Origin of the sequence: Streptomyces sp. NBC_01264, from assembly GCF_026340675.1 — a bacterium.
GTDB lineage: Bacteria > Actinomycetota > Actinomycetes > Streptomycetales > Streptomycetaceae > Streptomyces.
In genome coordinates this window covers 5,226,146-5,243,737 of record NZ_JAPEOX010000001.1, presented here as the reverse complement: position 1 = coordinate 5,243,737, position 17,592 = coordinate 5,226,146, and the positions used below count along the sequence as shown (strand labels likewise).

Annotated in this window: 17 protein-coding genes and 1 pseudogene; 9 read left to right on the top strand and 9 right to left on the bottom strand. The window is 68.3% G+C overall.

Annotated elements, in window-relative coordinates:
• The first annotated feature begins 50 nt into the window (after nt 1–50).
• A complete protein-coding gene (locus OG435_RS24400; RefSeq protein WP_008735947.1) occupies nt 51–254 on the top strand; it encodes a cold-shock protein in 204 nt (67 codons plus the stop codon).
• A gap of 259 nt (nt 255–513) precedes the next feature.
• Here OG435_RS24400 and OG435_RS24395 read toward each other — a convergent pair whose 3' ends face one another.
• Both OG435_RS24395 and OG435_RS24390 read right to left on the bottom strand, forming a co-directional pair.
• On the bottom strand, nt 514–1,431 hold the full coding sequence (locus OG435_RS24395; RefSeq protein ID WP_266874687.1) for an IS3 family transposase: 918 nt from the start codon (nt 1,429–1,431) through the stop codon (nt 514–516).
• Complete coding sequence (locus tag OG435_RS24390) at nt 1,428–1,736, bottom strand: transposase (RefSeq protein WP_266874686.1); 309 nt, start codon at nt 1,734–1,736, stop codon at nt 1,428–1,430. The genes OG435_RS24395 and OG435_RS24390 overlap by 4 nt, the downstream gene beginning before the upstream one ends.
• Before the next feature lie 1,661 nt (nt 1,737–3,397).
• Between OG435_RS24390 and OG435_RS24385 the strand changes: the two genes are divergently transcribed.
• Entirely contained in the window at nt 3,398–3,733 is a 336-nt protein-coding gene (locus tag OG435_RS24385; RefSeq protein ID WP_266879719.1) for a MerR family transcriptional regulator, read from the top strand.
• 333 nt (nt 3,734–4,066) lie between these two features.
• Nucleotides 4,067–4,411, top strand: coding sequence for a PRC-barrel domain containing protein (locus tag OG435_RS24380; protein WP_266879717.1), 345 nt, complete (start codon nt 4,067–4,069; stop codon nt 4,409–4,411).
• Between the two features lie 68 nt (nt 4,412–4,479).
• On the opposite strand, the gene trhA is transcribed toward OG435_RS24380, so the two are convergent.
• Nucleotides 4,480–5,265, bottom strand: a complete 786-nt coding sequence (gene trhA, locus OG435_RS24375; protein ID WP_266879715.1) for a PAQR family membrane homeostasis protein TrhA — start codon at nt 5,263–5,265, stop codon at nt 4,480–4,482.
• Between the two features lie 220 nt (nt 5,266–5,485).
• Here trhA and OG435_RS24370 point away from each other — a divergent pair, with 220 nt between their 5' ends.
• Complete coding sequence (locus tag OG435_RS24370; protein WP_266879713.1) at nt 5,486–6,046, top strand: hypothetical protein; 561 nt, start codon at nt 5,486–5,488, stop codon at nt 6,044–6,046.
• Nucleotides 6,047–6,511: 465 nt separating this feature from the next.
• On the opposite strand, the pseudogene OG435_RS24365 reads toward OG435_RS24370, so the two are convergent.
• Nucleotides 6,512–7,192: pseudogene (locus tag OG435_RS24365) on the bottom strand (tyrosine-type recombinase/integrase); the annotation flags it as partial.
• Nucleotides 7,193–7,237: 45 nt separating this feature from the next.
• Here OG435_RS24365 and OG435_RS24360 point away from each other — a divergent pair.
• Both OG435_RS24360 and OG435_RS24355 read left to right on the top strand, forming a co-directional pair.
• Nucleotides 7,238–7,747 carry an HAD family hydrolase gene (locus OG435_RS24360; RefSeq protein WP_266879711.1) on the top strand — a complete coding sequence of 170 codons (510 nt, stop codon included), beginning with the start codon at nt 7,238–7,240 and terminating at the stop codon, nt 7,745–7,747.
• A gap of 124 nt (nt 7,748–7,871) precedes the next feature.
• Nucleotides 7,872–8,681 carry a hypothetical protein gene (locus OG435_RS24355; protein WP_266879709.1) on the top strand — a complete coding sequence of 270 codons (810 nt, stop codon included), beginning with the start codon at nt 7,872–7,874 and terminating at the stop codon, nt 8,679–8,681.
• 313 nt (nt 8,682–8,994) lie between these two features.
• Here OG435_RS24355 and OG435_RS24350 read toward each other — a convergent pair whose 3' ends face one another.
• Complete coding sequence (locus OG435_RS24350) at nt 8,995–9,489, bottom strand: HIT family protein (RefSeq protein ID WP_266879707.1); 495 nt, start codon at nt 9,487–9,489, stop codon at nt 8,995–8,997.
• Between the two features lie 741 nt (nt 9,490–10,230).
• On the opposite strand from OG435_RS24350, the gene OG435_RS24345 reads away from it, so the two are divergent.
• Entirely contained in the window at nt 10,231–11,865 is a 1,635-nt protein-coding gene (locus OG435_RS24345) for an ice-binding family protein (protein ID WP_266879705.1), read from the top strand.
• Nucleotides 11,866–12,070: 205 nt separating this feature from the next.
• Here OG435_RS24345 and OG435_RS24340 read toward each other — a convergent pair whose 3' ends face one another.
• The 4 genes from OG435_RS24340 to OG435_RS24325 form a co-directional block, all read right to left on the bottom strand.
• Nucleotides 12,071–13,003 carry a helix-turn-helix domain-containing protein gene (locus OG435_RS24340; protein WP_266879703.1) on the bottom strand — a complete coding sequence of 311 codons (933 nt, stop codon included), beginning with the start codon at nt 13,001–13,003 and terminating at the stop codon, nt 12,071–12,073.
• 682 nt (nt 13,004–13,685) lie between these two features.
• Nucleotides 13,686–13,964 (bottom strand): hypothetical protein, encoded by a 279-nt coding sequence (locus OG435_RS24335; protein WP_266879701.1) that lies wholly within the window; start codon nt 13,962–13,964, stop codon nt 13,686–13,688.
• Complete coding sequence (locus OG435_RS24330) at nt 13,961–14,329, bottom strand: hypothetical protein (RefSeq protein ID WP_266879699.1); 369 nt, start codon at nt 14,327–14,329, stop codon at nt 13,961–13,963. The genes OG435_RS24335 and OG435_RS24330 overlap by 4 nt, the downstream gene beginning before the upstream one ends.
• Complete coding sequence (locus tag OG435_RS24325; RefSeq protein WP_266879697.1) at nt 14,326–14,592, bottom strand: hypothetical protein; 267 nt, start codon at nt 14,590–14,592, stop codon at nt 14,326–14,328. Before OG435_RS24325 ends, OG435_RS24330 begins: the two co-directional genes overlap by 4 nt.
• 946 nt (nt 14,593–15,538) lie before the next feature.
• Here OG435_RS24325 and OG435_RS24320 point away from each other — a divergent pair.
• Together OG435_RS24320 and OG435_RS24315 are read left to right on the top strand one after the other, a co-directional pair.
• Nucleotides 15,539–15,742 (top strand): cold-shock protein, encoded by a 204-nt coding sequence (locus tag OG435_RS24320; protein WP_266879695.1) that lies wholly within the window; start codon nt 15,539–15,541, stop codon nt 15,740–15,742.
• A gap of 311 nt (nt 15,743–16,053) precedes the next feature.
• The gene (locus OG435_RS24315; protein ID WP_266879693.1) at nt 16,054–17,586 is read left to right on the top strand and encodes a DEAD/DEAH box helicase; all 1,533 of its coding nucleotides are present in this window, start codon (nt 16,054–16,056) and stop codon (nt 17,584–17,586) included.
• Nucleotides 17,587–17,592: the final 6 nt, after the last annotated feature.

Below are 17,592 nucleotides of genomic sequence, written 5' to 3'. Positions count from 1 at the left end.
CCGTCTTCCGCATGGAGCGGGAGGCGTTCATCGACTGGAAGGCATGAGACATGGCTACGGGAACTGTGAAGTGGTTCAACGCTGAAAAGGGCTTCGGCTTCATCGCCCAGGACGGTGGAGGCCCGGACGTCTTCGCCCACTACTCCGCGATCAACTCCTCGGGCTTCCGCGAGCTCCAAGAGGGCCAGGTCGTGACGTTCGACGTCACCCAGGGCCAGAAGGGCCCCCAGGCCGAGAACATCAATCCGGCCTGACCCTCCCCACCCCGCCCGCGCGGCCGCCGCGATCGGCGCTCACGGCTGTGCGTACAGCCCGCAGGCGCCGAGGCAGCGGACGTCTGTGAGGCCGGCGGGATCCAAGGAGTACTGAATCAGGGCCGCGCAGCGTTTGCCGCGCGGCCCTGATCCGTGTCTGGAGCGGGACCGGCCGACGGGGAAGACAGACCGGCGACCGTCATCTCGGTGGAGGACGGCGTGCGCCGTTGAGGTTCCCCCGTTGTTCGGGAGTTGCTGATTAGCTGGTCAGGAGGGGTTGACGGGTGTTCAGGTTCGCTGGTTCGGCCGTCGCCTGGTTGGCGTAGTGCTTCTCTTCGTACTCGATCGGGCTGAGGAAGCCGAGCCGTTCCTGGATGCGACGGGAGTTGTAGAAGCCATCGATGTACTCGAAGAGCGCGAGGTTCGCCTCAGCCCGGGTGGTGAAGGTCCGGCCACGGAGGCCCTCGGTTTTGATGAGCATCCAGAGGTTCTCCGCGAGAGCGTTATCGTATGAGTCGCCGATCGAGCCCATGGACGCTTCAACTCCAGCTCTCATTAGCCGGGTTGTGAGCTTGATAGACGTGTATTGACAGCCGTGGTCCGCGTGATGAATCAGCTGGCCGGGCTCGACCTCGCGGGACGCGAGGGCGTACTCCAGGGTGGTCAGCACCAGGTCGGCGTCCGCGCGGGCGGAAGTCTCCCAGGCGACCACCCGGCGGGAGAAGGCGTCGCGGATCGCCGAGAGCCACAGAGGCCCCTCACCGGTGGAGATCATGGTGAGGTCGGTGACCCACAACCGGTTCGGAGCCGGTGCGGTGAAGTCCCTGTTGACCAGGTCCGGGGCCAGGGTGGCCTTCGGGTCCCGGCGCGTGAAGCCCTTGCGCCGTGGGCTGACCCCCGCGATGTCGGCCTCGCGCATCAGGCGCTCGACCCGCTTGCGGCCCACGTGGACACCCTCACGCTTGAGGACGGCGTGTACCCGCGGCGAGCCGTAGTTGCCGCCGGAATCCGCGTGGATCTCTTTGATCCGCTCGGTCAGCTCGACGTCACGGCGCCTTCGCTCGCACGGCTCGGCCTCTGCACGGCGCCAGCGGTAGTAGGTGGAGGAGGGGATGTGCAGTTCCCGAAGTACGCACTCGACTCCCAGGCACGGGTGCTCGTCAACGAGCGCCGTCACCTGGGCCGGGTCGGGTCGAGTTGCGCCGCGAAAAACGCCGAGGCCGTCCGCAGTACGTCGTTGGCCCGCTTGAGCTGGACATTCTCCTTGCGCAGGGCCGCGAGCTCGGCGCGTTCGTCGGTGGTGAGCCGGTCATCGCGTTCGCCGGCATCCGCCTCCGCCTGGCGGATCCACCCGCGCAGGGCCTCGGGATGCACGCCGAAGTCGACAGCCAGCTTCTTGATCTGGGGCTTCGGCTCCGCGGTGCGATACATCCGTACCGCACGCTCACGCAACTCGAGCGAGTATTTCCGGGGTGCAGCCATGGCCACTGGTCCTCTCATGAGTCCCATCTGACCCGATGTCAACACTCTCCGCATCCCGGGGGAACCTCACGTGTCCAAGGCCGCGCCCGGATGGTCCGTGCCTTGTACGCAGGACCGGACCGGCTGGGCGGGCCCGTGGCCGGCAGGCCGTAGGACCCGGGTCAGGGCCATGGCGGTGACCCGGGATCGCGTCAGGACGGTTCGGTCAGGACGTGAGCGGCGCGGACGAGCTCGGAGACGTGAGCGGCCGCCCCTTCCAGGGGCAGGAGAGGCCGCAAGGGGCAGGAGACCGGGTGCGGTCGTGATCGACTTCCCAGGTGGGCATGGGTGCCGAGTGGGCGCAGGTGGTGGAAACCGCGTAGAGGGTGCCGGAACAGCCCCGGCACACCAGCGAGCCGTGGATCACGCGAGTGCCTCCGATCGAACCGACGCGGCCGCGCCGTCAGCAGGGTGGGCATCAGGGGACGGTGGCGCCGCGGGCCGCCCACTCCTCGGCCGGCCGCGCGTACAGCGGTGTGTTCTCGTCCGGGACCTCTCCACCGGCCTGCCCACCGGCGTGCGCCGGACTACGGGGAAGGCCACCGGCGCAGCTGTTCCGGAAGGCGGGCAGCGGCTCTGCGCTTGCCGCTGCCGGCCTGAGCACTGCGGTCGAGGTATGCCCGATGGTCATCCGTCACGTTCGTCAAAACGATTCTTCCACCCCGTTGGACACCGTTTCCGGTTGGCCGCAACGGCCCCTCCCCCCGCTCCTCTGGAGCGGCCGGGATCGACAACCGCTCGCCGCAGTGGCGTGGCGAACTCGGCGGCGCGCCCGGTGTCCAGGTCCAGCTCGGCAGCCTCAGGGAGCGGCCATATTCGAGCCCGATTACCTCCTGACCAGGCAAGAGCAAATCTATCTCGGCCGGAGTAGACATTGGGCCGTGGCGTGGTTATGGTTTCTCTCGTAGCCCAGCGAGACAGCAGGGCCTGGCAGAGACGAACTGCCGGCAGTAGTACACGCAGTACCCGCAGTTGCAGTGCGCAGGACGGTGCGGTGGTGGAGTTCCGAAGCCAGGGCTGGTGCAGGACGGCGACGGGACTGACGACCGGACCGGGTGGCCCGCAGCCATCAGGGGCCACCACGAGCGGTACCGCAGTTGACGCAGTGGCAGTACCTGTAAGTGCAGTTCTCGTAGGTGCAGTACCCAGCAGTGAAGTCAGTGAGCAGCACCTTGGTGAAGGCGTCGAGTGCAGGCGCGGCCACCAGGAGGTTCGGCAGTGGGGTTCCAAGCCAGAGCAGACGCAGGACGGGCGACGGGGCTGGCTGCCGAAGCGGCGCTGGGTCAGGCCGCGAGCAATACAAGCGGTTCGCAGTACGTATTACCCGCATGACGAAGTACCCCACTTGGTAAGCAGTTGATCACCGAGGGAAGAACGGAGGAGCTTTTCCGCCATCAGGATCGCCGGGCCGGCAGATTGAAGCCCGGGTACCGCAGGACATCGCTAGTGAGGTGGTCTCCGGTCGAGCAACCGCGATCCCCGCACCCCGATCACGTATGAGTCGGGTCTGCGGACACAGAGAGCCAGCGCAGTATGAGGGCTGGCAGATGGTGTAGCAGTTCCTTCGGGGCCCTGGTGCCATAGGCACCAGGGCCCCTCCACGCGTTCCAGAAAGAGGTTCAATGACAGCAGACGACTCCTTCGGCCGTCTCGACGACGACTACCCCGCTTACACCATGGGCCGGGCCGCAGAGATGCTCGGCACCACCCAAGGTTTCCTCCGCGCCCTAGGCGAAGCCCGCCTCATCACCCCGCTCCGCTCCGCCGGCGGACACCGCCGCTACTCCCGCTACCAGCTGCGCATCGCCGCCCGCGCCCGCGAACTCGTCGACCAAGGCACCCCGATCGACGCCGCCTGCCGCATCATCATCCTCGAAGACCAACTCGAAGAAGCCCAACGCATCAACGCCGGGTACCGCCGAGCCAGCGAAGCGCCGGCTCCATCGACCTCGGCCTGAGGTGATCGTGCCCGCCCCTTTGGCGCCACCCTCCGGCACCGCAGGCCGGACCCGAATGGCTCGCTGCGCCCGCCGCACGGGCCCGGGGACCGACGTTCGCACCACCGCGGCCTCGTCGTCCTACTCGCCGCAGCCTGGGCTCCGCGACGGGGCGGTACTCGGGCGCCGAGGCCTCTGCGAGGTCAGCACTGGCGTACCCGCCAGGAATCCTCTGCGGACCCGGTCGCGCAGCGGGCACCGGGGCATGCGGTCGGGCAGGCGCGAACCGGTCGGGCACCGAGCCACCACGGCCGGTCGCCTGGGACGAGGAGACGGTCTGTGAGCAGGATGTGGATGTACGCGCAGGACAGCGGATACACGCCCGCGCAGTCATTGGTGGGATTCACCGTGGAAGCCGCTGACGGTGCCATCGGGCACGTGGACCGCCAGCAGGACCAGTCCGGCATGCAACACCTGGTGGTCGACACCGGCGTGTGGGTGTTCGGCAAGAGCGTCCTGATCCCGGCCGGCGCCGTCACGCGCATCGATGCCGAAGTGCAGGCGGTAAGGGTCTCGGCCACGCAGGAAGAGATCAAGGCCGCGCCACGGTTCATCACCGACAGCGAAACAGCCGAACACGACTACCTGTCCGCTGTCGGCGAGTACTACGTCTCCCTGCACCGGCCGTCCGCGCCCTGACCCGAAGCCGGTCGGCAACTCACCGCCACCGCACGAATGGGTGGGCCTGCATCGATACGTCGTCGTGCTCAGCGGGCAGCGAGGAAGACGGCGATGTAGTGCGCGGTGAAGGCTGCCACGGTCAGGGCGTGGAACACCTCGTGGTAGCCGAACCAGCGGGGTGAGGGGTCGGGGCGCCGGAGGGCGTATACGACGGCGCCCGCGCTGTAGAGCAGCCCGCCCGTCACGATCAGGGTGAGGACGGCCGCGCCGCCGCTGTGCAGGAAATCGGGCAGGTAGCGCACCGGTGCCCAGCCCAGGGCCAGGTAGCAGGGCGTGTACAGCCAGCGGGGCGCCCCGATCCACAGGACGCGGAAGGCGATGCCGGCCAGAGCGCCCGACCACACGACCCACAGGAGGACGGACCGCTGATCAGGGCCGAGGAGGAGCACGGCCAGCGGGGTGCAGGTGCCGGCGATGATCAGGAAGATGTTGGCGTGGTCGAGGCGGCGCAGGACGGCCTCTCCGAGTGGTCCCCAGGTGCCCAGGTGGTAGACGGCGCTCGTCCCGAACAGCAGCCAGGCGGTGACGGCGTACACGGTGCACGCCGCAGTGGCCTGCGGTGTTCCTGCCAGACAGATGAGGACAATGCCTGCGGCCAGGGACGTGGGGACCATGCCGGCATGGAGCCAGCCCCGTAGCTTCGGCTTGATCGGCTCCACCAGATCGGCGGCTCGCCCGAGCAGGTCGGCGGGAGGCTCGGAGCCCTCGCTTCCCCCATCCGTCGGTGCGGAGACAACATGGCCGGCTCCGGCGTCGTCCCGGGGCGCTGCTTCCCGTCCTGATACGTGCTGCTGGGCGTCACTGGCAACCATGAGTCCATGCTAGGAGCCGGTCCGGAGCGGCATCGCCCGAGGTGGGCTCCAGCCTCCGGCGCGGCATAGCCGGGTGCGGCCGGTTCGACCGACCTTGAGTCGCGGTCCTGCCAGCACTCCTCCAACCGGATCCGTGGAACTCGTGTAATTCGGCGGGCCAGGGGAACGATCTGGGCTTCCGAACGGGCCTCTCCGCTCTCCTACGCTCCAAGGACCGCCGATGCTTCCCGAGTTCCGCTCCCACGCGTCCGCCCCCCTTTGCCATCAGCTGGAACAGCGGCTGGGGCTGGATCCACGTCTCGAAGCCGGCCACATCGACGTGGAGCGCGTCGCGGACATCGCCGTCGTCGCATCGGCCCACTCCGACGGCTACGCGGCCACCGCACACCTCCTCGGCCTCCTGGCCGCGCTCCCCGCCCCCACCGCGTCCGGAGAGCACTTCTGGTCGGAACTGTGGAGGTCCTCGGGCTCCCTCTACCTACTGCCCGCCAACATCAAAGCGTGCGTACTGAGTTCGCTGGCAGGAGAAGGCACCGGCCTGGCCGGCCAGATCCTCTCGGCCTTCGACGAGATGACCCCGCCCCAGCGCATCGCAGCCGGAGAGGTCATCGGCCAGGCACTCGCCGAGTCCGACCACCTCCCCGACCTCAAAACACAGGTCATCGGCGAGCTGTGGCTCCGCGACCTCGAACTCACCGCCTGGCGCGTCCTCCACGCGGACCACAAATCAGCCGACCCATCCAGGCGGAAAGCCTTCTTCGACGCGTGGACGAGCCTCTGATCTGCAACGTCACCCGTGCGTGCACCGGCCGAATGCGTGCGCGATGCGCGAGCGGACGGAGAAGTTCGGCATCAGGCGGCACGGTCCGGAGCCGCCCGGCACGGCTTCGATCCCACTCCTAAAGCGGGTGTCGCAGGTTCGAATCCTGCCGAGGGCATAGCGGTTGCCCGGCTTCCCTGGGTCGCCCACCCGATCCCCTGGGGCTCAGGGAGCTTGTCGCGGCCCGGGGCTCAGAGACCGCTCCGCCTCGCCCGGTCGACCGGTCACGGAAGCAATCCCAGGCGGCAGACACCTACCAGCGACGGCAACTCGCAGGCACTCTGGACAGCTCACGCCAGCCTGGCCCTGAAACCGTGTTCCGTGCAGTAGATTCCCAAGCTTATAGCGCGGGTTCGATTCCCGTCATCCGCTCTTCTACGAAGCCCCAGGTCAGCGACCTGGGGCTTCGTCGTTGCCTAGACCTATTCAGGAGTCCCGCACCACTTGCGCATCACTTGACTCCTTCTCGGCCTGCTCAGCGGCCTTCTGCCGGGCGGCCCGCACCATCCCGTCCAGTCCGCCGGCCACCTCCTTCTGGCGCTCGTGGTCTGAGTGTTGGTAGATCAGCGCCGCCTTCTCGGAGGACTGCCCGGCCCGAACCATCGTGTCCCTGAGTGTGGCCCCGGAACGCGTCGACAGGGTGTGCCCGGTGTGACGAAGGTCGTAGAACCTGAACGACTTCGGCATCCCCACCTTCACCCGCGCCTTGGCCCACTTACGCCCGAAGGTCGTACGCCGGAACGGCGCCCCCTTCTCCCCCACGAAGAGGAGGCCTTCCGGGCCCTTCTCCGCGTACCACGCAACGTGCCGGCGCAGGTCTTCCCGAAGGAACTCAGGCAGGACGACGACCCGCTTACCCGCCTCCGACTTGGTGGGACCTTCGGCCCTCTTCCCGGTGTTCAGCTCCGGGGCCGCCTTCCGTACGCGGATCGTCATCGCGTCGAGGTCCACGTCCTTCCGTCGCAGCTCTGCCTGCTCCTCAGGACGCATCGGGCCGTATGCCCCGAGGTAGACCATCAGCCGCCACCGAATGCCGATCGCTTCTGCCAGCGCATCCACCTGTTCCACCGTCGCGATCTCCCGCTCGTGAGCGACCTCCTTGCCCGCCTCGCTCCAGCCCTGGCGGCTGCCGCGCGAGGCACGGACGATCCAATGGAGGTTCATCGCCTCTCCCAAGAGGGCGGCGATACAGTCCTCGCGGCTGTGGAGGCTGCCCTCACAGCCGCGGAGATCAGGGCCGTGGAAGTCGCTGGGAACCCCACGCCGGGGTCCGTTCAGGCCCTTCGCGCAGCACACGACACCGGCCGGCATGTCGCCATCGTGAGCAACAATTCGACCGAGTGCGTGCGGGAGTACCTCGATCAGCACGGGATCGCGGGAGTCGTAGACGAGATCATCGGGCGCCCCCCTCTGCGGCCTGACCTGATGAAGCCATCGCCGTACCCACTGCTCACCGCCGCTTCGAGTTTCGGAGTGGCGCCTGGCGCCACCGTGCTCGTGGGCGACTCGGTCACAGCCATCGAAGCAGCGCGTGCGGCTGGCGCGAGGAGCGTCGGGTACGCGAACAAGCAACCCAATCGGGCATCCCTGAAGGAGGCCGGCGCGGACGTGGTGGTGCTGGGCATGCAGGAGGTCGCCGACGCCTTCAGCTCTCCTGCCTGACCCCGTCCCTGCCATCGAGCAGCGGGGCGGAACGGGTCGGCACCACGCTTCGCCGTTGCCATGCTCCTCATCGCCACGCCCAGTGGTCAACTCGCCTCGACAGGAGCCAATCCCGCGCGAAATCGTGACCTTCCTGCTTCTGCCGCACGGCAGGATCAAGGGCGTGATGGATTTCCTCAAAGAGCACGCAACGATCCTGCTCGCCGTCTTTCCGGTGCTGGTCGGCTTCGGGGGTGCGTGGCTCGGCGCTAAGGTCCAGGCCGGCGGTGGCCTCGCACAGGCCAAGGCTGCCAAGGACGCTGCCGAGACAGCCGCCACCGCAACCCTCCAGGCCGTGCGGGAGCAAGCCGACCGTGCAGCGACTGCCGCGCACGCCGCCGCCCTACGAGACCAGAGGACCAGCGCGATAACGGACCTGCTCCGCACAGTGCGGGACTTCACCCGAACTCTCGACCTGTTGTACACGCAGCCGGACAGCGATGCCGTGGACAGGGCCTACAAGGACTTCTTCCACGCCCAAGGAGCCGTCGAGCTTGTCGCTCCCATCGCTCTCACCACTGCTGCAACCCGCGTAGTGGAGACCGCTCAGCGGCTGGCCAGCCTCGCCCGAGACCGGGCCGAAGCCGAACGGGCCCGGGAGCGCCTGATCACCGTGGGCGGCTACAGATCTGAGTACACGGGCGTCGGCCCAGTGCTGGATGCCTTCCGCACTGCATTCCTGAGCGAGGCCGACGACGTAGAGGCGCTGTTCTCCGAGGCCCAGTCAGCTCTTTCGCAGCTCTCCGACCTGACCTCGGCGGAGAAGCACTCTCTGCTCTTCGATTGTGTGAAGGTCGAGTTGGGCCCCCTGCGTGCCCGGCGCCAGGAGGAGCACCGTGAGGCCATGACCACTTTTATCGACCAGGCCCGCACAACTCTAGGTGTCAACGAGTAGGTACTGCCTGAGTAGACAGCACCTGGCTTGCCACCGCACCACTTGCGCACCACATGGGACGGCCACGTGCGGCAAATGACGGTCAAGCGCCAGGCCGCAAGAGGAACGTCACACCCCATAACCAACAGGTCAAGGGCATGATCAAGGTCGACAGAGCGGGGATTCCCAAGCTTATAGCGCGGGTTCGATTCCCGTCATCCGCTCTTCTACGAAGCCCCAGGTCAGCAACCTGGGGCTTCGTCGTTGTCTAGACCTCTCACCCTTGCAAGGCCTGGCGCCTGAACTCTCGCAAGTCTCCTTCCCTGAAAGGCGGTTACCCCTCCGTAGCGATGCCTCGGGCGATGAGCGCCTCGCGCAGTCGCGCGGCGGTCTCGGCCGCCTGGTCCGGCGACGGTGACAGGACACCGTTCTCCGTCATCAGAGCGTGGAACTGCTGCTTCGAGTACGGGACGCCGGCCGGCAGGGGGGCCACGTGCCAGTGCAGATGCGCATTGCCCTGCTGGCTGCCGAGTGAGTAGAGGTACGTCCGCTCCGGCTCGCAGACAGCCTCGACGGCAAGGGCGACCTCCCGGACGAAAAGCATGAGCCGGGTGTAAGCCTCCTTGCCCAGGTCGCGCACGGCATGCTCGACATGAGCCTTCGGCGCAACGAGAACCTTGCCCGGCACAGTGGGCCACCTATCCAGGAACGCCACGTGATCGGCATCCTCGAATACCGTCTCGTGCGAGTAGTCCGGGTTCCCGGCGAGGAAGGCACAGACGAAGCACGGACCGCTCCGCGTGCGCTCCACATATGCCGCAAGATCCATAGGCCATCGGTCCATCGACACCGCTGCCCCTCTCCGTAGGGTGCGCCAGTCTCCCGCGGCCCTGCGACCGGCACCAGATTCACCACGGCCCCGCCGACTTCAGGTGGCGCTGAGGCTGTGATCACGAATAGCGAGCCCGACAGGGATCCATCCCCGCCGGCCCGGCCTCGCGCAGGGAAGTCCGATGGGGTTTCCGGGCAGGCACCTTCGGTACGGGGCCACGGCCGCCTCGTGCCCAAAGGGCGGTAGAGCATCGCCAGTTCGCGCTCACGGAGCGCCTTCCGGTGAATCGTCGGGCGCATGGTCGAAGCGATGGATTCGGATATGTGTACGAGATAATTCCGGCATCCTGGCGTTCTGTCACCCATGTAGACCCATTTTTACGATATGCGGGGTATTGCCCTGCAATATGCGTGGGAAATGCCGGGTAACGGCGTATTACTACCTCTGGCAGGGAGTTCGCTCGCCCCGCCCAGGGTGAGCCTCCACGAGGGATCGCAGGTGGGGGGCCTCCGCCCTGTCCAGTGACCGTCACGGGCGCCCGAGGTTCTCCTTCGGGAGGACTGAGGCTCGAAGCAACAGAAAGGTCCTGCTATGGCCTTGGATGCCATTCAGTCGGATCCACCCGACAGAAGGCCTCAACAAAGACTGCTCAAACGGGGAACCATCTTCCTGCTTCCCACCGCGCTCTTTGCGGCGGCCACTCTGGTCCCGCAATACGCTCACGCCGCGGAAGCCCCCGTGGGACTGGGGACCGCCACCAACTACGCGGTTCTGGCCGGTTCGACGGTCACCAACACGAACACCCCCACCATCATCAACGGCGACCTGGGACTCTATCCGGGCACATCGGTGACCGGCTTTCCGCCCGGCATCGTCAACGGAGTGCAACGCATCGCCCCCAACGCCGCCGCCCTTCAGGCGAAGAACGACCTCGTCACCGCCTACAACGACGCGGCAGGCCGGGGACCGGGGAACGTGCTCGCTTCGGCCGAGATCGGCGGACTCACGCTGGCGCCCGGCGTCTACACCGCCCCGTCGACCGTGGGCATCACCGGAACGGTCACTCTCGACGGCCAGAACGACCCCGCCTCCGTCTTCATCTTCCGGATCCCCTCGACCCTGATCACGGCTCCGGCGAGTGTCGTGGCCTTCATCAACGGCGCAAACGCCTGCAACGTGTTCTGGCAGGTGGGCAGCTCCGCCACCATCGACACGACCTCCCAGTTCAAGGGCAACATCCTGGCCCTGGAGTCCATCTCGGTGAACACCGGCGCCGTGATCGAAGGCCGGGCCCTCGCGCGCAACGGCGCGGTCACGCTGGATAACAACACGATTACGAGGGCGGCTTGCGCCGTTGGCCCGCCCGGACCTCCCGGACCGACCGGACCGACCGGACCGACCGGCTCTCCCGGCCCCACTGGCAGCCCTGGCCCGACCGGCGCACCCGGCCCGACCGGCTCACCCGGACCCGTCGGCAGCCCCGGACCGACCGGATCACCCGGCGCACCCGGCCCTGACGGCTCGCCCGGTACCCCCGGATCCCCCGGCGCACCCGGCCCGACCGGCTCACCCGGACCCGTCGGCAGCCCCGGACCGACCGGATCACCCGGACCCGTCGGCAGCCCCGGACCGACCGGATCACCCGGACCCGTCGGCAGCCCCGGACCGACCGGATCACCCGGCGCACCCGGCCCTGACGGCTCGCCCGGTACCCCCGGATCCCCCGGCGCACCCGGCCCGACCGGCTCACCCGGACCCGTCGGCAGCCCCGGACCGACCGGATCACCCGGCCCCGTAGGTAGCCCCGGACCGGTCGGCGCACCCGGACCCGCTGGACCCGCCGGACCTGCAGGACCTGCAGGACCTGCAGGACCTGCAGGACCTGCAGGACCTGCAGGACCCGCCGGACCTGCAGGGCCCAAGGGGCCGCGCGGGGACAAGGGCGAAAAGGGTGACCACGACGAGCACGGCCACGGGCACCACGACCACGACGAGGGCGGACCCAGCCACGGTCACGACGACGACGAGGACGACGGCGAGCACGGCCACGGCCACGACGGGCCCGGCAACGGCGGACCCGGCCACGGCCAGGACAACCACGGCAAGCCTCCATGGGCCAACTCCCTGCCGGGCAACCTCGACAATGTTCTGGGCCCTATGGGCGCCGGCCACACGGCCAAGAGCGTCAACTTCGGCAACGTGAGCGCCGCTACCCGCCAGCAGCCCGAGGGAGCGTCGCCCGTACTCGCCACGAACCACGCAAGCAGCGGGCCCGGCGTCCTGGCCGCCTCCGCAGCCGCGCTCGCATTCATCGGAGGCTCGGTCCTCTTCACCATGAAGCGAGTCCGACGTACGGCGACTCGACAGGACTAGCCCATCGCGAACGTGACCACCTCCCGCCCCTGAGCCATCGGGGGCCGGGGCCGGAGCCCGGTCAAGCACATGGGGACGCCCTTGTCAGCCGTTCGCCCGCAGAGCCCCTGGACTCGTCGTCCAGGGGCTCGGTGGGGCTCGGTGGGGCTCGGTGGGGCTCGAGGGATCCAGAGCCGGCGGCCCGGATCCACTGACGGACTCGCCGTCAGGACATCGAAGGACAGGGCTCCTGCACGCGCTGAACTCCCTGCCCTGACCGGTAAAGGTCAGGGCAGAATTCCGTACGGCCGTACGCCTTGACGACTTCGTCGATGAAACGGCGCGTACGGTCCGGGCCCAGCGCCCGGGCCTGCAAGTGCGCATACATATCGCTGTAGCGCCGCACGTCGGATCGTTTCTCCAGATAGACGTCGCTGGTGAACCTCTCGAGATACACCACGCTCGCATCGGTGGCGTCGGCAAATTCGAGCAGGGCGAACTGCCCCGAAACGCCCGGGTGCGCTCCCACATCGTGAGGGAGAACCTGCAGGGTGATGTGAGGCCGGGCGCTGAGGCGGATCAGATGGTCCAGCTGTTCCCGCATCACCTCGCGGCCGCCCACGACGCGCCGCAGCGCCGATTCGTCCAGTACGGCCCATAAGCGCAGCGGGTTGCGCGGGGCACCCACCCGGCTCTGGCGCCGCAGCCGCACCTGGAGGCGTGTGGCGGCCTGTTCGGCAGTGGCGTGAGGGATCGTTCCTGCGATGACCGCCCGGGCGTAGGCAGGAGTCTGCAGCAGGCCGGGGATCACCATGGGCTCGTAGAAACGAATGGCGGCCGCCGCGGCCTCCAGGCCGATGTAGGCGCCGTACGAGATGTCGCCGTAGGAATTCCACCAACCCTGCTGACCCGATTCCCCGGCCAGTTGCATCAGGTGGTCAACACGCCGCTGGTCCTGGACTCCGTACAGCGCGCAGAGATCGCGCACGTCGCGCGGCTTGATGGGGCGGTGACCGTTCTCCAGCAGGCTGATCTTGGGCTGGGAGATCAGCAGGCGTTCCGCCACCTGCTGCGTCGTCATTCCGCTGATCTCCCGAAGCCGGCGCAGCTCCGACCCCAGTCGGCGTCTGCTGACGGTGGGATTCACAGTGACGCCCACAGGACGCATACCTCCGCTTCAAATAGACCTTGCGCTAGCGAACAGACTGCCACGGTCGGGGCCGCCGGATCCGCCTTGCCCCCGTGTCGCGCGCGGTCATTGCGCCGGGCGGAGAACGCCCTTAACTGGCATTCAACCGCAGCCGGTTGGCCATATATTCCGGTTCAAATGAAGAGGAATCGGAACACCGTCTCGCAGTGACCTGAAGAATCGCCATCACCCCGAAGGGGCCGCCGCCCGATGCAAGTTTCTGTGTAATATGCCAGCGCTTCGACTGCTCCGACCTGACGCTCTCCGCCTTCCGGGAACGCCGCCTGGTCCGCATCGCCTCGCCGCGCCACAGGGAGCGGGGCACGAAGCGTCCAGCCGACGCGCTCCTCTCGGCGAAGCGATCTTCACGCAGCGCCGGAAGGCCCGTGCCCCGCGCATGCCCTTCGGGGCGGTGAACAGCGGTCGATACGGGTACGGACGGACCCTCTCGATAGCGCATTCGCCAGGCTGTTTTCGCAGGTCAGAAGCCATATGGATCACCCGCGCGCCATAGATTCCCAAGCTTATAGCGCGGGTTCGATTCCCGACATCCGCTCTTGCAAGAAGGCCCAGGTCAGCGACCTGGGCCTTCTTCGTTGTCCAGGCCTTCCCTGCGCCGCGCACCACCCGTGCACCACCTGCCCTTCTCGTGTCAGAGCAAGTGCGGCGGCGGCACGACCAGGACCACGGCCAGGAGGCGCGGGCTCATCCGCGGGAGCGCCTGGGTCTCGAACCACCCGCCGGAGGGGAGCATGTGACGGCGAGCCGTACCGGGGGTGGGGTCGCCCAGTTCGGACGGGTCGATGCCGAGGTTGGCCAGCTCGACGATCTGGTCGGCGACGGCCGTCACTTCATCGCGCACAACTTTCGGGTAGCCCACCTCGTCCTCGGCGTGGAAGGCGTACTCCCACACCCAACGGTCGTCGGTCACCGGGCGGCCTCGCCAGCGGTACGGAGCCCGGCCTCGGCGGCGGCGGCGTTGCGGATGCGGCTGATCTCGGCGGCGATGTCACGGGCCTCGCCGAGGTCGGTGACCTCTCCGGCGCGGGCCTCAAGCACATGGAGTCGGGCGGCCGTCTCCGGGTGTCGGGCAATCGCCACCTCCACGGCCCACGCCTCCGTGAAGGTGCGGAGGGGAATGGCGGAAACCTCGGCGCGCGCGCGGGCGGTGCTGGCCGCGCGGTCGCGGTCGAAGTCGGCGAGCAGCTGCGGGGCCACCTGGGATAGGGCGGCGCGGATCGCCTCGAGCTGGGCGGGCGGCTGTGGGACGGTGGACGGCTGGGGCGCGGTACTCATGCGGCTTCGGTCCTCTCCTCCTGGTCAAGTTCGCCCGCACGGTAGGCGTTGGCAAGGGTGGTGACGTGCTGGCGGGACCAGCCGACGCGGCGGCCTGCCGCAGCTTTCTGCCCGTAGCGGTCGGCGGAGCCGATCCGGCCCACCGTGCGATTGAGGTGCGCCTGCGCCCGCGCAAGGGCCTGCTCGGCCCGGCGGACGGCCTTGAGGGCGTCGTCCAGGTCGGTCTTCTCGTCATCGGTCAGGGGTTCACTCGCGGCTCGCACAACCTGAGCATAAACCGTCACCCCTGCTTGACGCTATGAGACTCTCCCGCCGGAGGACCCAGCCGAGAGAAGCGACGCACCATGGAAATGGGTGGAAGCTGAGCCCTGAAGCGCACGGGCGCCGGGCGCCCAGGGGTTACCTCACGACAGACAGGAGCCATGCGGAGCCGCCAGCCGTGCCACAACGCGCCAGTAGAGGCGGTGAACAGCGGTCACCAGAGGGCTCGACAGGGCCGCTCCCACGCCACTCCTGGCCACCATCTCAGCAGGTCAGAGGCTATGCAGGCCCTTGAGTGCCGGGGATTCCCAAGCTTATGGCGCGGGTTCGATTCCCGTCATCCGCTCCACAGCAAAGCCCCAGGTCAGCGACCTGGGGCTTGTTTGTTGTCCAGACCTCTCCCACCTCGCCGTGCACTCCGCGTGCCCCAACTGGCGGGAGGGCTCTGCTCAGTGCCCACTTCACGCACCGCACGCACTGCCCCGGGCCCTGCCACCGTGACCCGGCGCCGGCCGTCTGCGGCGACGGTCCGGGCCTGCCCGGCAGCCGGCCCGGCAGCTCAGTGCGGGCACACCACGGTCCCGAGCTTCAGCTCAATCATCACCCGTGCCCTATGTCGTAGCTGGCGAATACGCCAACTTTCGAAACACTGCACTGGGCGTGAATCAATACCTGTCCGCGCGGGCAGAGGGTTTAGCGGGCAACGCGAGGAGAGTTTTTACCGCAGTGCAGGGGGTATAAATGTTCGCCCCATGCAATCCACTGCGGCATGCTACTGTCCATCTCGGTTGCAGTTTTGGTACCCAAAAACTTAGAGCACCACCGACCGGCCTCCGCGCCGCATGGTGGTGCTTCATATTTCCGGTCAGTTCCGGGCGGGGCATCATCGCGGCGACACGGTCTCCGCACAGTGCGGAATCCGGTGTACTGCCCCCAAGGAGATATGACATGGCTGCTGGCACCGTGAAGTGGTTCAACGCGGCAAAGGGTTTCGGCTTCATCGAGCAGGACGGTGGCGGTGACGACGTCTTCGCCCACTTCTCGAACATCGCCGCCCAAGGCTTCCGCGAGCTGACCGAAGGCCAGAAGGTCACCTTCGACATCGCGCCGGGCCAGAAGGGCCCGACGGCGGAGAACATCGTTCCCGCCTGACGCTGACGCGCGTTTCGCAGCTGGGGCCCGCATCCCTCGGGGTGCGGGCCCCAGCTGCACACATCTCGCCCGCGGTGCTTCCACCCGCGGGTCCAAACACGGGATGCCGCCTCCTCGGAGCCGCACCCCAGCTCATTTCTCAGGTTTTCGCGTCCGTATGACGCCACCCCATGGCAAGCGCCCGTAGCCGCACAGATTTCTCGCGGACGGGATCCGCTTCCGCATTCAATTCGGCCCGTTCTCGCAATTCCCTGCGCCGCTCTTCCGCTGCGGGAATTCCTTGATACGTGCCGTGTCAAGGAAGGTTTCGCATGAATCCCACACGTAAGAACGAGCGCTCGTCCGCTACCCGCAGCCGCACCGGCGGCCCCGCTTTCGGCGCCGGCGCTGGTTCGGGTCGGGGCAGCCGTTTCGGCTCTTCGGCCCCGAGCCGTTCCGGAGCCCCGAGCCATCCGGGCGGTCCGAGCCGCTCGGGCGGATACGGCCGTCGGCCCGCCGCGATCCAGGGCGAGTTCGCCCCGCCGAAGACGATCACCCCCGCGCTGCCCGCCGTCGAGGCCTTTGCCGACCTCGCCATGCCGGCCCAGCTGCTCGCCACGCTCACCCGTGAGGGCATGGCCACGCCGTTCCCGATCCAGGCCGCCACGCTGCCCAACACCCTCGCGGGCCGTGACGTGCTGGGCCGCGGCCGCACCGGCTCCGGCAAGACCCTGGCCTTCGGCCTCGCCCTGCTGGCCCGTACCGCCGGGCAGAGCGCCGAGTCGGGTCAGCCGCTCGCGCTGGTCCTCGTACCGACGCGTGAGCTCGCCCAGCAGGTCACCGCAGCCCTCACCCCCTACGCCCGGGCGGTCAAGCTGCGCCTGGCCACCGTCGTCGGCGGCATGCCCATCTACCGGCAGGCGCAGGCGCTGCGCGCCGGAGCGGAAGTGGTCGTCGCCACGCCCGGACGCCTCAAGGACCTCATCGACCGGGGTGACTGCCGGCTGAACCAGGTCGGGATCACCGTCCTGGACGAGGCCGACCAGATGGCCGACATGGGCTTCATGCCCCAGGTCACCGCGCTCCTGGACCAGGTGCGCCCCGAGGGCCAGCGGATGCTGTTCTCCGCGACGCTGGACCGCAACGTCGACCTGCTGGTGCGCCGCTACCTGACCGACCCGGTCGTGCACTCCGTCGACCCCTCGCAGGGTGCGGTCACCACGATGGAGCACCACGTCCTGCACGTGCAGAGCTTCGACAAGCAGGCCGCCACGACCGAGATCGCCGCCCGCGAAGGCCGCGTGATCATGTTCCTGGACACCAAGCACGCCGTGGACCGCCTCACCGAGCACCTGCTCAGCAGCGGAGTGCGCGCCGCGGCCCTGCACGGCGGGAAGTCCCAGCCGCAGCGGACCCGTACCCTCACCCAGTTCAAGAGCGGGCACGTCAGCGTCCTGGTCGCCACCAACGTGGCGGCGCGCGGCATCCACGTCGACAACCTCGACCTCGTCGTCAACGTCGACCCGCCGACCGACCCCAAGGACTACCTGCACCGCGGCGGCCGCACTGCCCGCGCCGGCGAGTCCGGCAGCGTCGTCACCCTGGTCACCCCCAACCAGCGCCGCGAGATGGCACGCCTCATGCAGGCCGCGGGCATCACCCCGCAGACCACCCAGGTCCGCTCGGGCGACGAAGCCCTGAACCGCATCACCGGCGCCCAGGCACCCTCCGGCATCCCGGTCACCATCACCGCACCCGTGTCCGAGCGACCCAAGCGCGGCGCGGCCTCCCGTGGCCGCCGCGGGCCCGCTTCGGCCGCCCGGCGCGCGAGCGCGCGGCAGTCCGCCTTCGATGCGGCGGCCTGAGAACAA